General features: G+C 60.6%; 10 protein-coding genes. 5 read left to right on the top strand and 5 right to left on the bottom strand.

Annotation, left to right across the window (positions count from 1 at the left end; genetic code table 11):
- Window positions 1-6: 6 nt before the first annotated feature.
- Window positions 7-2034, bottom strand: coding sequence for a hypothetical protein (locus AC6H1L_RS08815; protein ID WP_497601124.1), 2028 nt, complete (start codon window positions 2032-2034; stop codon window positions 7-9).
- Between the two features lie 608 nt (window positions 2035-2642).
- Between AC6H1L_RS08815 and AC6H1L_RS08820 the strand changes: the two genes are divergently transcribed.
- The 5 genes from AC6H1L_RS08820 to AC6H1L_RS08840 are packed head-to-tail and all read left to right on the top strand — an operon-like array spanning window position 2643 to window position 8966.
- On the top strand, window positions 2643-3188 hold the full coding sequence (locus AC6H1L_RS08820; RefSeq protein ID WP_497601125.1) for an NADH-quinone oxidoreductase subunit J: 546 nt from the start codon (window positions 2643-2645) through the stop codon (window positions 3186-3188).
- Window positions 3189-3200: 12 nt separating this feature from the next.
- Complete coding sequence (gene nuoK, locus AC6H1L_RS08825) at window positions 3201-3518, top strand: NADH-quinone oxidoreductase subunit NuoK (RefSeq protein WP_416224260.1); 318 nt, start codon at window positions 3201-3203, stop codon at window positions 3516-3518.
- A gap of 6 nt (window positions 3519-3524) precedes the next feature.
- On the top strand, window positions 3525-5783 hold the full coding sequence (nuoL, locus tag AC6H1L_RS08830; RefSeq protein WP_497601126.1) for an NADH-quinone oxidoreductase subunit L: 2259 nt from the start codon (window positions 3525-3527) through the stop codon (window positions 5781-5783).
- Window positions 5784-5798: 15 nt separating this feature from the next.
- On the top strand, window positions 5799-7424 hold the full coding sequence (locus AC6H1L_RS08835; RefSeq protein ID WP_497601127.1) for a complex I subunit 4 family protein: 1626 nt from the start codon (window positions 5799-5801) through the stop codon (window positions 7422-7424).
- 12 nt (window positions 7425-7436) lie between these two features.
- Window positions 7437-8966, top strand: a complete 1530-nt coding sequence (locus tag AC6H1L_RS08840; RefSeq protein ID WP_497601128.1) for an NADH-quinone oxidoreductase subunit N — start codon at window positions 7437-7439, stop codon at window positions 8964-8966.
- A gap of 387 nt (window positions 8967-9353) precedes the next feature.
- On the opposite strand, the gene AC6H1L_RS08845 is transcribed toward AC6H1L_RS08840, so the two are convergent.
- From AC6H1L_RS08845 to AC6H1L_RS08860, 4 genes are all read right to left on the bottom strand, one after another.
- Window positions 9354-10529 carry a helix-turn-helix transcriptional regulator gene (locus tag AC6H1L_RS08845; protein ID WP_497601129.1) on the bottom strand — a complete coding sequence of 392 codons (1176 nt, stop codon included), beginning with the start codon at window positions 10527-10529 and terminating at the stop codon, window positions 9354-9356.
- Window positions 10530-10781: 252 nt separating this feature from the next.
- Window positions 10782-12398, bottom strand: a complete 1617-nt coding sequence (locus tag AC6H1L_RS08850; protein WP_497601130.1) for a hypothetical protein — start codon at window positions 12396-12398, stop codon at window positions 10782-10784.
- Between the two features lie 228 nt (window positions 12399-12626).
- Window positions 12627-13607, bottom strand: a complete 981-nt coding sequence (locus AC6H1L_RS08855) for a ring-cleaving dioxygenase (RefSeq protein ID WP_497601131.1) — start codon at window positions 13605-13607, stop codon at window positions 12627-12629.
- A 409-nt stretch (window positions 13608-14016) separates the two neighbouring features.
- Window positions 14017-15369 carry a glutamine synthetase family protein gene (locus AC6H1L_RS08860; RefSeq protein WP_497601132.1) on the bottom strand — a complete coding sequence of 451 codons (1353 nt, stop codon included), beginning with the start codon at window positions 15367-15369 and terminating at the stop codon, window positions 14017-14019.
- Window positions 15370-15550: the final 181 nt, after the last annotated feature.

Here is a 15550-nt window from a genome sequence, read left to right on the forward strand (position 1 = left end):
TCTTCATTAGTAGGGAATGGGCAACGCCTGATGACCCTCCTGACCCGGACGCACCAGCGGCGATACCAGAATTTCGATGGCGAAGGGTTTCTCGTAGAGCGGGCGCCGGTGCTCATCGGTAAAGACGATGTGCAGCCGCTCACGGCGTCCCCCACGCCCTTTGAGCGGTGGCGGCATGGGGATAGTGACTTCGGCCATGTACCCTCGAGCCGGCACCGTGATCACCGCTCGCTGCACAACGAAGGCGTAGCGCTGGTAGATGGCCGAGCGGACCTCGATATGGACGCGCTCGCCATGTGTGAGGGCGCTCAAGCCTACAGGTCGGCTGCCTGCACGCGAGCCGGGCGGGGGGAGAGCTCGATCCCTCCCCATGAGGCGCACTCGGATGGCAAAGCGCTGGCCGGGTTGGAGGCGCAACGGTGTTTCGATAATGGCAGCAGCAGCCGTGCCACGCTGCTGCTCGCCAACAATGAAGCGCTGAATCTGGCGCAGGAGCGAACGCTCTTGCGTGCCCTCGCTGGGCGAGGCCTTCACGAGAGCGGTGCTCTCCGACTTCCCATGTGGGAGGAGTTTGCTCTGTAGCGTCGGCAGCAGGCCAGTAATGCGCTTCTGCAATTGCTGCGTCAGACGCCGTGCCAGCTCCCCAATCTCCTCCAGCTCGGAGCGGCGGCGCTCCAGGATATAGGTAGGTAGCGCAGCAATCTCATCCGCCGGCTGTTGAGCTGTCGATGCGGCTGGTCCTGGTCCACCCTGCCCCCATGTAGGACTCACGCTTGACACCTCGTGCTTGCTCGCCTCGGCCTCCTCGGAGGTGGAGACGGAAGCCGGGCCGGTGCCAGCAGACTGCTGGCCGGCGTCGGCCATTGGTCCGCTACGAGCGGAACGCCGTCCGCTGCGTTTTCTGCCACGCTCCGCGGCACCATTCTGCAGATCTGGACCAGGCGCCTGCTCGCCCAGCCCCCCGGTCGCTGTCGGACGCGGGTAGCGCACGACCTGGGTACTGATGTAAGGATTGGCGAGCGATTCGGCCAGGGAAGCGGCGCTCTGGAAGCGCTCGGATCGTTCGAAAGCCAGCGCCCGCATCACTACCGCCTCAATTTCCGGCTTCACACGCGGATTCAGCTCGCGCGGTGAGCGTAGGTGAGGCGCCGGGGCAGAGGGCGGCCTACCAGTGAGCAACAGGTAAAGCAGGGCGCCCAGACTATAGACATCGGAGCGGGCTTCGACCTTGCCCTGCTCGACCTCCGGCGCCGTAAAGGGGCCAGGCTTAAAGGGACGGGTTGTTCCGGTCAAGACCGGCAGCAGAGTACGTATATACAGCGGGAGCCAGCAGAGCAATAAGGCCGGATGACCGCGGTAATCCAGGCTGCCCAGGACCAGAGCCTGCGGGTCCAGTTCGCCGATCACAATCTGGTGGCCGTGGAGACGATCTACGGTCTCACACAGCTCCTGAATCCACTGCACAGCCACCTGTTCATCCGGCAGCCCGATCCCGCTCTGGAGAACGTTCTCCAGGGTGTAGAGCCGTCCTTCTCCCTCAGCGCTGGCCTGATAGCCCTCGCTCTGAGCCTCGGCGGCTGCGTGACTGCCAGCCTCCTGCTTGTGCGTGAAGGGATTGCCGGCAATCACATAGACATGCCCTTGATCATATTCCTGCCGCAGAATAGGCGTCAGATGAGGGATAGCATGACGACGCAGCAGGTCGTACTCGCGCCTGACAAGCTGCGCCGCGCGCTGGCGGGCCTCGTCATCCAGCATACTAATATCGACATCGCTGATGACCACCGTCTGCTGTGTAGCGGTATCGGTAGCCAAGAATAGGCTGATGTAGGGACGGCGGCGCACCAGCGAGGTAATGCGATAGCGTTGGCGAAACTCGGCCTCGGCCTCCGCCGGGCGGGGTGAGGCAGCTCCCTCGATCCGCTTCCCGCAGGTGCCACAGAAAGCCGCGTAGGGCGGCAAGACGGCGTTACACTGGGGACAGCGCTGTGTGTCGGGAGAATCCCGCCTGCTGGTCGTCTGTGTCATGCTCATGGACAGGTGCCTTGCCGTGTGTTATTGCGCAGATTATTGCTCGCGAGAGAAATGATCACCAAAAGATTATAGCATAGCGAATCGGCGATGCGTAGCCGAATCGGTCCCTTCTCCGTCAGAACCCAGTGGAAAGCATGCGCTGGCCCGCTGCTTCTCTGTGCCTCTTCTAGTTCTAGGATAACTCAGTGTGGAACAGGGCCGCTTCAGAGGAAGCTGGGCCAGGAAGGTTCTTGCCCTTGTCACCTCGTCAGGCTTTTGTTAGAATCTGACGGGAAACAGCGAGGAGTTGCTCACGTCGCACGTACGCACGCACGCAAGAAACGAGACAAGAACAGGGCAGATAGATCCACCGCTTCAATGCCGGTCTACTCTGCTACAATGGGAGGGAGGGAGTATGCAGGGCGATAGAGACTACACTGGCTCGTTTCAGACGAACCTGCTCTTGACCTGATAGATAGATGCCTTCGCGTCGAGCATCGTGCTGTCTCCGCTTCGCCTCTCTCCCACACGCTGGCCAGCCTGCTAGCAGGCCTGGTCAGGGCAGGCAACAAGGCTTGCCTTGGACGGTGCTCTCAGTGCCCGCTCGCTCGATGGAGGATATTTTTTTTATGGATTTAGCGAGCCTGATCTTTTGGATCATCGCCGTTGTGCTGGTTGCTGCGGCGCTGGTCGTCGTGGGCCAGCGAAATATTGTGCATAGCGCGCTGGCGCTGGTGGTGGTCTTTGCAATGGCCTCCGGCATCTTCCTCTTGCTCAATGCGGAGTTCATTGCGATTGTCCAGATCCTCATCTACGCCGGCGCGGTGACGATCTTGATCCTGTTCGCGCTGATGCTGACACGCATCGCCGGGCAGCGTGTGACCAATCCGAACGCCCGCCCGTTGGCGATGGCGGTGGCGCTGGTGGTCTCAGCCCTGGTCGGCCTGGGGATCATTTTCGCCGCCACAGTCAGTCAGTTCGCTCAGTCAGCTCCCGCCGCTCAGTTGCTTCAGGGAACGGTCTGTTCTCTCCCCTCCAATAATGTGATTGCGATCGGCCAGCTCCTCTATAGTCCTTCCTGCTATAGCTATGTGCTGCCGTTCGAAATCGCGACGGTGGTGCTGCTGGTGGCTATCGTGGGCGCGATCGTGATCAGTCGCCAAGAGGAGGAGTAAGCTGCTATGGGCCTGACTCTGACTCATTTTGTGGTGCTTGGCACGGTCCTTTTCTGCATCGGCCTCTACGGCGCGCTGACGAAGCGCAATGCGATCGCTATTTTGATGAGCATTGAGATTATGCTCAATGCCGTCAATATCACGTTGATCGCTTTCTCTGCCTTTAACCACGTCAAGCCCTATTCGAATCTGCTGACAGGACAGATTTTCGCCATCTTCATCATCACTATCGCTGCGGCGGAGGCGGCGCTTGCGCTGGCAATGATTATCGCGATCTACCGCAAGCGCCAGACGGTGGATGTTGGCGAAATCGATATGCTGAAGTGGTGATTTGCTATGTATGGTCTGTATGAGTACGCCTGGCTCATTCTGGCCGCTCCGCTGATATCGTTCGTGGTGATCGTCTTCGGGACGCGCATGGCCGATCTGTGGAGCCGCCATCATGGGCAGACGGCGCAGGACTACGCGGCCTACCTGCGCGAGGCGGACCCGGCCTTTGCTGCCTGGGAGGCGTCTGTCGGCTCCGGTAGCGGTGGGCATGGGGCCAATGGCCATGCGGCTGCCAGCGCTCCTACCCATGCCGCTCATCATGGGGAGGCGCACGCTGAGGGCGCGGGAGATGCGGGACACCACGGCGATCCCTACGATGATGATCCGACGGTGCCGTATTTGACTCCCTGGGCAAAGCTCAGCGGCTATGTGGCCATCGCGCTGATGCTCTTTGCCTGCCTCTATTCCTGGCTGTTGCTCTTCGCTTCGCTCGGTCTGCTCCCCGGTACGCCACGCTTGCCCGAGGGCGGTCTGACGCTCTTCTCCTATACCTGGGGCAGTGATCCCGCCTTCCAGCCCTATACGATCGCTTTCCATCTGGATAATCTGGCCCTGGCGATGACGGTGGTGGTTACGACCGTCTCCCTGCTGGTCCAGTTTTATTCTCAGGGCTATATGGCGACCTCCGCCGGCTACGCCCGCTTCTTCGCTTACTTGTCTCTCTTCGCTTTCTCGATGCTGACCATCGTTTTCGCGGCGAATTTCCTGGTGATTTTCGTCGGCTGGGAACTGGTCGGCTTGAGTTCCTACTTGCTGATCGGCTTCTGGATCAATAAGCGGGCCAAGCCCGATGAGGAGCGCCCTGCTCCTGCCAGCGCTGCGCTGCAAGCCTTCGTCATGAACCGCATCGGTGATGTGGGCTTCATTCTCGGCATTATGATCCTGTTCGCGACGACGGGGACCTTTGATTTTGCAACGCTGGCCGGTAACGGCCCCCACGGAGTGGCTCAGGCTTTCGCTGGCAATCAGGCTCTGCTGACGCTGGCGATGATCCTGGTCTTCTGCGGCGCGATCGGTAAGTCGGCGCAGGTGCCGCTGCATACCTGGCTGCCCTCGGCAATGGAGGGTCCGACTCCGGTGAGCGCCCTGATCCATGCGGCGACGATGGTGGCTGCCGGTGTCTATATGGTGGCGCGAACGTTCGCGCTCTTCTCCGCCGCCGGCCCGCAGGCCTTCGGGGTGGTGGCCTGGATCGGTGGGATTACAGCCATCTTTGCGGCAACCATTGGCCTGACGCAGACGGACTTTAAGCGGGTGCTGGCCTTCTCGACGATTAGCCAGCTCGGCTATATGTTCGTGGGCCTCGGTGTGGCCGGGACGGAGATCGGTCCGGGCGCCGGTATGTTCCATCTGTTTACGCACGCTTTCTTTAAGGCGTTGCTCTTCCTGGGCGCCGGAAGCGTGTTGCATGCTCTCCATCACGCTATGCATCGTGAGGTCCAGGATATGCGCTTGATGGGCGGCCTGGCGCGCTTCATGCCCGTTACGGCAGCAACCTGGCTGATCGCGGGCCTGTCGATCTCTGGCTTCCCCTTCCTGTCCGGCTTCTATAGCAAGGAGACGCTGATTTCGCTGGCCTTTGAACACGGCGACTACGCCCTTTGGGCGATTACGCTGGTGACTGCCGGGCTAACGGCGTTCTATATGTTCCGCGCTTTCTTCCTGGCCTTTGGCGGCAAGGGCGGCGCGCTCGGTGGGATCTGGGGCGGCCCGTATCGGGGTGAGGGTAGACCGCATGAGTCGCCGCTGACTATGACGTTGCCGCTGGTGATTCTGGCGGTTTTCTCGATCTTCGCCGGCTACTGGGTCGGCTTCTTCCAGTATCTGGACCCTCATGCGCCGCTGCTGGATCTGGGCAAGATCTTTAGCGATGGCCTGACCTGGCTGGGCGTGGCCCTTTCGCTGTTGGGAATCGCCTGGGCTTATGTGCTCTATTGTGCTGTGGGGTGGGAGCGCGTGCATAAGGTGGTCGAGGCCAATGCGGTCTTGCGCTTCTTCCATCGTTTGCTGCTGCACCGCTATTATGTCGATACGCTCTATAACTGGATCGTGCGCTATGTGGTGCTGGGCCTCTGCCATGTGGCGGCGGCTTTCGATCGCTTCGTGGTCGATGGCCTCGTCAATGGGGTGGCCGGTCTGGTGCTGGAGCTGGGCAGCGGTTTGCGGCGCGCGGAGACCGGCAAGGTCCAGGCCTATATGACGGTCTTTTTCGGTGGGATCGCCGTCTTCGCCGTGGTTGTCTTTGTGCTGGCTACGCTGAGATAGAGGGGAGGGAGCGCTGTGATCTTTGCCTACGATCTCACCTGGATTCTCTTGCTGCCAACGCTGGGCGGAGTGCTGGCGATGGTGACCCCGGTGCGCCTCTCGCGCTGGGTGGCGCTGGTCTTTAGTGCGGCGACGCTGGCGCTTTCGCTCTGGATCTTCTTGCGTATTGCTCTGGCTACTGGCTACCATTTCGGGTCGGTGACGGACCTGAAGGCCGATCCGGCTTCGATCGATGTGGTACAGCTCCCCTGGATTCAGTTCCAGCTCGGGTCGGTGCCGTTCCGCATCGATTACTACTTGGGTGTGGATGGGTTGAGCCTGCCGCTGGTCATCTTGAATGCTCTGTTGACACTGCTGGCGGTGATCGGTGGCTGGGAGAAGCCGCGGGTGAAAGAGTATATGGCCCTCTTGCTGCTGTTGGAGGCGGGGGTGATGGGGGTCTTTATGGCGCTGGATTTGCTGCTCTTCTTCCTGTTCTGGGAGGTGGAGCTGGCGCCGATGTTCTTATTGATCGGGATTTGGGGCAGCGAGACGGAGAAACATGGGATGCCGGGCCGCATCTATTCGGCCTGGAAGTTCTTGCTGTATACCTTCTTCGGCAGTATCTTTATGCTGGCTGGGATCTTGCTGGTCTATTTCCAGGCCGGCCAGAATACGGCCAGTCTGCCGGTGCTGATGCAGCATCTGTTGCCCGCCAGTACGGGGGTGACGATCCCGCTGCTCGGGGTGACGATGGGCTCGCAGTTGCTGGCTTTCTTGCTGGTCTTTGTGGCCTTTGCCGTCAAGATCCCGATGTTCCCGCTGCATACCTGGCTGCCGGATGCGCATACGGATGCTCCGACTGAGGTGAGTGTCATCCTGGCCGGTGTGCTGCTGAAGATGGGCGCCTATGGGCTGATTCGTATCTGCCTGGGCCTCTTCCCGGATGGGTTGCAGCAGTTTGCTCCGCTGCTGGTGGTGCTGGCGGTGATCAATATTCTGTACGGGGCGGCCATCTGCCTGGTGCAGAAGGATATGAAGCGCCTGGTAGCTTATTCGAGCGTGAGCCATATGGGGGTGATTTTGCTGGGCGTGGCGGCGGCGGCGATGGCGGTGCATACGAGCAATCCCGATGTGGCGCGCTTCGGGACGGCGGCTTTGATGGGGGCAACAGTGCAGATGATTAGCCACGGGCTGATTACAAGTCTGCTCTTCTTCTGCGTGGGTGTGATCTATGACCGGGCCCATACGCGCGAGATCGAGATCTTCGGTGGGGTGGCGAAGCGTATGCCGCTGTGGGCGACGCTCTTTACGTTCGCTGGCCTGGCGTCGCTCGGTTTGCCGGGTCTGGCGGGCTTCGTGGCCGAGTATATGGTCTTTACGAGTAGCTACCGCATCTGGCCGGTGCCGACGGCGATCGCGGTCTTTACGATGATTTTGACGGCGGCTTACTTGCTGTGGATGTTGAAGCGGGTCTTGTTCGGTCCTTTCAATCTGCGCTGGAATTGGTTGCCCGATGCTACCTGGCGTGAGGCCATTCCGCTGGTGACACTGGCGGCGTTCATCGTGCTGGTGGGGATCTATCCCGGTTTCTTGTTGGATGTGATCGTTCCGGCGCTGCATCATCTGCTGCCGGTAGCTACAACGGCGCTGGGTCGCTAGGAGGCGCGTGCTATGGCTACGGGTTTTAAGGTTGCTGATCTCTACTTGCTCTCGCCGGAGCTGAGCCTGACGCTGTTGGCGCTGGTGGTGATGGCGGTGGATCTGTTTGTAAAGCGCCGCGCGATTACGGCGACGGTGGCGCTGGTGGGCTTGCTGGTGCCGGCTTTTCTGACGATTTCGCTCATTTTGACGAATACTGGTACGGCTCGCCGCGCTTTCTTTAATATGCTGGTGGTCGATAACTATGCTCTGTTCTTTAAGGTGGTCTTCCTGCTGATCGCGGCGGTGATGATCTTGTCTTCGTACTCGTACGTGACGAAGTACGTGCGGGGCGCCGGCGAGTTCTATACGCTGCTGCTCTTTTCGACGACCGGCATGATGTTGATGGCGAGCACCGGCGAGCTGATCTCTCTCTATATCTCGCTGGAGCTGACGAGCTTTCCGCTGTATGTGATGGCCGGGCTGCTGCGTACTGATCAGCGTTCGGCTGAGGCGGCGGTGAAGTATGTGCTGCTGGGGGCGATGTCGTCGGCGATTCTGCTCTATGGGCTGGCGCTGCTCTATGGGCTGACGGGCACGACGGATCTGCTGAGCATCGCTGGGACGTTCGCCCGGGGCCTGCAAGATGGCAATCTGTTGGTGATTGTGGCCGATATTCTGATCCTGGCGGGCTTCGGCTTTAAGATTTCGGCGGTGCCCTTCCATATGTGGGCCCCCGATATTTATGAGGGGGCGCCCACGCCGGCTACGGCTTTCTTTTCGGTCGGCTCGAAGGCGGCTGGCTTCGCTGGCTTGCTGCGCATTTTCTTCTACGGCGGGCTGAATCTGCGTGATCTTCCTCAGTTGGTGGTGGTGGTGGCGATTATGGCCATTTTGACGATGACGCTGGGCAATGTGGTGGCGGCGGTGCAGGCCAATGTCAAGCGGATGATGGCCTATTCGAGCATTGCTCAGGCGGGCTATTTGTTGGTGGGCTTCTGTGCAAGTCTGGCAACTGGCCGCCCGGAGGGCAATGCGGCTGTGCTCTTCTTTATCCTGGTGTATGTGTTGACCAATCTGGGGGCTTTCGCGGGGATTATTGCCCTGGCCAATGCAACAGGCGGGGAGCAGATCGAGGATTTTCGCGGCCTGGCGCGGCGCGAGCCGCTGGTGAGTTTGGGCACGGCGCTTTGTCTGCTGTCGCTGGCGGGGATTCCTCCGGTGGCCGGTTTCTGGAGTAAGGTGTTTCTGTTCAGTGCGGCCTGGAGCCAGGGGGTGGAGATGAATCAGCCCTGGCTGCAGTGGCTGGTGATTATTGCTTTGCTTAATAGTGTGGTGTCGCTGGTCTACTATGGGCGCATTGTGAAGGCGATGTACTTCGATGCGCCTCCCAGGGAGGACCGCCTGTCGACGCCGTTGGGCTTGAGTTCGTCAATTGTGCTGGCAACGGCAGCTTTGCTGGTGTTGATTGTGGTGGCGCAGGTGGTGCTGAATTGGGCGCTGCCAGCGGCGTCGATGCTTTTCGCTTCGGCTCAGGGCGTGCTGACGGCGCTCGGCCACTAGTCGGGCGCTGCGCCTGCCTTAATCTGGCAGGCAGACAGGCAGGGACGAGAGAAGGCTACGCTGATGACAACACAGAGGACGGCTCGCCTGGCGAGCCGTCCTCCTTCTTTTCAGTCAGGGAGATTATAGCCACCTGCTGCTGGATGTGACAGGCTCTTTCCAGGCTTCAGGTAGGGTCAGTTGCCTCTGGTGAGAGAACAGCTCCTGTACACCAGAGGCAAGGTTACCTTTTCAGAGACGGTTGCCGCTACACGCACCCCCAAAGCTCACCTGGGTCGATGTTGCGACCCCAGATATAAGCCCCTTTCCGAGGACACCGATAGGACAGGCCGGGGCGCGTATTTTGGGAGGTATACTGCGGTCCCATGTCCGCCTCCCGCTCCTAAGCTAGTAGATGCCCAAGGCCAGGCCGAGCCCTTGGACGCTGGCATGGCCCGGCGCCTGCGCGCTCAGGCGGGCATAGAGTGCCCTTAACTCCGGCACCACTTTCACCGATCCCATCTCTTGCGCTGTTCTCCAGGCCCGCATCCCCAGCCAGGCGCTCTGCTCCACCTCTCCCCACGCCAGCAACAGTTTCGCCTCCGTCACATCCAGGTACATCCGCCAGGCGCCGACCTCGCTCTCCAGACCCGACCGCGCCTGCGCCAGCTCCCGATACGCCGCTTCCAGCCCCTTGCGCTCCCCCTGTCGCTGCGCCAGCGTCAGCAGCAGCTTCGCCCCCTCGTGATGCACGGCCGCCCGGTTCAGCTTCAGCAGCGAGGCGTCTTCTTCTCCCCCTTCAACCCGCTCCGCCAACGTGAGCGCCTCCTTTTGCCAGCTCCTCCACTGCCGCTCGTCCCCCTCCCCCACCGCCGCCAGCACCGTCGCCGCCCGCAGGTACAGGTTGCCTCCTAACGCCGGCCCTACCCGCTTCACCCAGCGCAAGCCCTCCTGCGCCGCATCCCTGGCCTGCTCAGCGGTGCCCATCTGGTGATAGAGATCCATCAGGCGATAGAAGGCCAGGCCGATGAGCGTCGGCTCCTCCTGCTCCTGACCGAGCCGGAGCAGTTCGCTGGCCAGGCTCAAGGCCACGTTGCTCTGGTGATCCCCCCGTGAGTGCCTGGCGATGGAGCTGGCCCGCAGCAGGTACAGGCCCAGCAGCCAGAGCCAGGCTTCCCGCTCGCTGGCCGGCGCCTCCTTCACCTTCTGGCGCAGTTTCCTCAGCCAGCGCGGCAGCCGCTCGGCCAGTATGCGGAATTGACCTGCATACAGGAGCCGACTCGCGAGCACTAACAGATCTTCAAAGTGATAGTAGCTCTCCAGGCTGACCACCTCGGCCAGCCGTTCGTAGCTGCTGCCCGGTTCTCCTCCCTTCCCTACCATAAATACCTGCTCCCAGGCCAGCCCCAACAACGCCGGCGGCACCTGCAACAACCTCGCCAGCAAGATGCGTCGCTCCGGATCTGCCAGGTACATCGTCGCCTCCCAGTAGCTTACCGTCTGCTTCTCTACTCCTAGCGCTTGCGCTACTTCCGCTCGACTGTAGCCGCGCCGTCGCCGATAGTCGCTCAGCACCTCCCCCATATGAGGCAAATTGTACTTTCCAGGCGGATAGTTCCCGTATCTCCCCCACTAGTAGGCCTGGCTCATCTTACGCCTCCTTTGCCCACTATGAGAACAAAGACACCTGCTACCGGGGAGTGTACCATCCTGTTTGCTTCATTTCAATGGATTGAACGTCACAGACTTCGCTACATAATTTTGCTTTTGGGAGACTTTTCAGCGCAGTTTCCGAGCGAGGCAATCAGACCAGGCGAGATTGGACCTCAGCCCTGTTCAGGCTCCCTGGCCCGGGCCAAACAAAGCCCGAATCTGGGAGGCGGCTTCCTCTAACGAGATTTGGCGATCCTGCACGCGCCTCAGAATGTCCTCTAGCGTCGGCGCCTCTTCCCCGGCAACCTGACCAGCAGTCGCTTGCCTTTCTGGCTGCCCTATCCCAGAGCCAGGGCCAGCAGACTGCAATGGCGCCGGTAGAGAGACCCCCAAGGCGGTGAGCACTTTGCTGCGCTGTTCCTGCCACAGATAGATGCCCAGCACGACCAGCCCAACCAGCAAGGCGACTACACTCTCCTGTGCCAGGCGCGGCCAGTTCTCTACAGGAGAGCCGAGCAAAGCAGTGCTCCCGGCAAAAAGAAGTACCGCCCCGCCGATGGTGGTCGCCAACACGCCGCCGATCAGGACCGCCAAAATAAAGCCCTGGCACGGGAGCAAAGCACGCTCTGGCTCCTGTCGATAGCGCCGCAGCAAGAGCAGATTTAGAGGCAGTGCGCCCAGACCAACCAGCAGCGGTGCCACCCCATCGATCCAGTCGCCAGGCTGCGGCAGAGGTCCCGTCGGGAATAGGCTGAAAAGCAGGGTCAGGAGTAGGCGCCCAACGCCAACCCAGAACAGCAGCGCCAGCAGGGCCGCAGCAATAGCTACCAGGCTGTAGCGCAGCACAGCTCGCGCCTGCTGTGGATCTGACAGCTGCTTCGCCTCGCTCTGCAGCCAGAACCAGGCGAAGCCGGCCACCAACAAGCCGACCAGGACCATCCCGGAAGGCAGCGAGAAAAGCAGCGTCCCCGGCGGGGTCAGCAGAGCCGTCGCCTGGATCTTCTCCCCCGTCAGGAAGCGTAGCAACAGGTCCAGAAGGGCCGCGGCTGAGTTCAGCGTCAAGAAGCAGCCATAGACCAGAAGGCCGGCGTAGAGCAGACGCCGTAGCCATGAGCCAGAGTCTTGACGATTAAAGTAGGCATATGCGAACCAGGCCAGCAGGAACCATAGCGCCGTCGCCAATGGACCGCGCAGATCGGCATGGCCAGCGACAACGGCGGGCGGTGCGATATGTCCCCCTCCGAGCACAAAGGTATCAAGGGCCAGAGAGAGGAAATAACTAGTGGCGCTCACGAGTGGGAAAACAAGGATGAGCTGAACACTATAGACATGAAGGCGCTGAAAAAACCAGGCCAGCCCGGAGCCAGGCGCCAGCCGCCGCCGCTCCCACTCCAGCGCCAGCAGCCCCAGGAGCGTCGCCAGGCCAGTGGCCGCATAGCCACTGTCAAACTGCGTCAGCACCTGACCGAGCGAGAAGATAGCGATCGGAGCCAGCACCAATTCACTGATATTTAAAAAAAAGGCGCGCACGGCCCCCCTACCGGCAGCCGGGTCTTGACGCAGATCACGACGCAGTAACCAGTAATGGAGGCCCCCCACGATAGTCACGAAGAAGAACACCGTTACAGCAAAGGCGAACGCCTGCACCACAGCAGCGCGATCAGGCACCGCCTCGTAGCTGGGACGCAGCGGGGTCAGACGCCATAGCGGATTGAGTAGAACAGTGAGGGCGTAGATGGCGAGGGCAAGCAGAGTCAGCAGGACTACATAGAGATAACTGCGATAGAGGTTGCGAGCCACGGCGCACGCTCCTTTCCTACAGGCTGGCCATCGAAAGATACCCCTCGATGCCGTTTTGCTGAGCTAAGCATACACAATCAGCGACCAGGCGACAATCAGTCTTATTATCGGCAGTTTCACCGTCGCCTGGTCGCCGCTAGTCGCTGCTAGCTACCTCTGCTTCAGTCCGTCAGCTTCGGCGAAACATCGCGCCTCAGACTATTGGTCCGTGGCTCGCCAGAGGGCACCTCAGACCTGCGCCAGCAGATCCAGAGGTTCGATCGGCTTCAATCCAGCTTCGATGCGGGCGCGGTACGGCTCCAGGAAGGGCGGCAAAGAGAGTCGCTCGCCCAGGTGCTCGGGGTCCTCATCCACAGCAAAACCCGGCAGATCTGTCGCCAACTCGAACAACACCCCACCCGGCTCGCGGAAGTAGATCGAATGAAAGTAGAAGCGGTCGATAATTGGCGTTACCGTGCGATTGACCGCTGCCACGCGCTCGCGCCAGGCCCGATGCTCCTCATCGGTAGGCACCCGGAAAGCTACATGATGGACGCCCCCGATCCCGACAAAGCGATGGAACGGAGCGTCGGGTTGAATCTCGACGTGGACCAGCGTCCCGGGGCCGCCCGGGCCGACCTCGAAAGCCACGACCTCGTATCCCTGCTCTTGCTGGTAGCTTCCCACCTGGCGGAAGCCCAGCACTTCGGTCAGGAAGCGCGCCGATGGCGCCAGGGTCCGTAGCGTTAGCTGCACGCCGTAGAAGCCGCGAATCGCATACTCAGCCGGCACAGGACTCCGGCGCCAGGGCCGGCCCTGCAGCCGCCCACCGTCGTCGACCAGCTCCAGGCGCTGGCCCTCGGGATCGCGGAACGGCAGACTGAGCGTCCCGTCCGGTCCCCGGCGACGTAGCTCATCATGCTCAACGTGCAAGCGCTCAAAGCGCTCCTGCCACCAGCGCAGGGCCTCCTCACCGTTGACTCCCAGCATAATGGTTGAAATCGTGCCCGCTCCGTGGCGATGGCGCTCCAACTCGGGCCAGTCGAAAAACGTCAGCTCTGTGCCGGGATGCCCCAACTCGTCGCCATAGAACAGGTGATAGGCCGAGACATCGTCTTGATTGACCGTCTTCTTGACCAGGCGCATCCCCAGCACCTGGGTATAAAAGGCCACATTCAGCGAAGCGTTACCCGTCACCGCCGTCACATGGTGAATACCGTGCAATTGCATTGCGTCTACTCCCTTCCGTACTCTTGCAGCTTCTTCCTCATCTATCTCCCATAGCTGCATCGAGGCGCCGGAGCGCCAGCCGGCCTAACTCCTGGTCCAGGTCCCTACACCGAGTAGCACAGCGCAGCAGGCCCGAAGAAGCGCGCCATAACCTGGCCAGGCCAGGTTAATAGTTACACTATAAGAAACACCCAGACCTCCCCAGAACTTCCCAAGCAGACAGCCCTTTTTACACTCGCAATTGCGCACGACGGCACCAAGGTGAAGACGACAGAGGAGTTTCCCAAAACAGAGGTGCATGGGTCGACACCAAAGTCGACCCATGCACCCCACCGGCCAGAGAGTTCAGAAGGAAGCGTGTATAGCAGAGCAACGGAGCACAGTTTGTGTCTCCTGCCCGAGAGAGAAGCTAGTAAATCTCTAGATACTCCTCGCGCTCCCAGTCAGTCACATGGGCCTTGAAGCGGGCCAGCTCACTGCGCTTGGCGCGCGTAAAGACCTCCACGAACTCATCGCCCAGCAACTGGCGAAACTCTTCATCGCGCTCCAAAGCATCCAGCGCCTCATCGAGCGTTGTTGGCAGAGGCGGAAACTCACTATGCTCCTCAGCTAGACCCGCTACCGCCGCCGGTGGCAGCTCCTGATCGCGCAGCCCCAGTACGCCCGCCGCCACCACCGCCGCGATCGAAAGATAGGGATTACTCAATGCAGTTGGCAGACGGTTCTCCAGATGGGTGCGCTCATCGCGGCTATTTTTCGCGCGGATCATGGCGGAGCGATCCTCTGGGCCCCAACTGATGTTAGAGGGAGCGAAGTGGTGAGGGACAAAGCGGTGATAGCAGTTCGGCGTCGGAGCCATCAGAGCCATCGCCGCATTAGCGTGCTTCAGCATTCCCTGCGTAAAATAGTACGCTGTACGCGAAAGCCCATGCTCATCATTAGGATCGAGAAAAGCATTCTGGCCCGTCTCCTTAGAGACCAGACTCACATGGGTATGAGCGCCACTGGCCGACTGATCGCTGAAAGGCTTGGTCATAAAGGTCGCATGATAGCCGAGCTGGCGCGCGATCATCTTCACCCCGTTTTTGAAAGTGAAGCCCAGATCAGCGGCCCGCAGAGCCGGATGAGCGCCATAATTGATCTCAAACTGGCCGGGGCCGTACTCGCAGTTAGCCGTGATGATATCGATGCCGATCTGTGGCATCAGCTCGACGATGCGCTCAGTGACGGGCACCGCCAGATTGCGCGACGTATTGAAGATATGCAGGCCATTGAAAACAGGCGTCATCGTCATCGGATCAAGCAAATAGAACTCATATTCAAGGCCGATGACTGCCTCGTAGCCGAGCTGATCCAGCTCCGCCAGCACGCGGCGCAAGACATGGCGCGGGGCCGCATGGAGCGGAGTACCGTCCTGCCAGTAGGCATCACAGATCAGGCGCGCCGTACCGCTCAACCAGGGGACCACGGCGGCTGTCGACAGATCGGGAATAAGGACCTGGTCGGCGTAATGCTTCTCCTCGTTATATTTGGTGCCTGGCACGACAAACGAGCGGCTATCGAGGGCCACGGTGCCGCCGTACATATTCAGGCCCTTCTCGGCGTAGCCACGCACCTTATTTAGAGGGATCAGCTTTGAGCGGGCTACACCATGCATATCGGGCAGCTCAAAGAGCACAGTACGAATACCCTGCTCCTCCCAATCGGTCAGGAGCTGTTCCAGAGAAATGGCGGTGCTCTGGTCCCTGTGCGTGATGGTCATCGCGCAAACCTCCATTCAGAGCAGCAGATTCATCAACACTGGCAGGCACATCGCTGGGTGCCCTCACCCCCAAAGCAGCAGGATGATTACAATGCCAGTGTACCTGAACATGGGGATCACAAAGCGGGCCTGCTGTCTCGTCGCGCAGGGACAGCAGTCCCTGTCTTCCCGCTTACACGGT

Source organism: Thermogemmatispora argillosa (assembly GCF_059696725.1).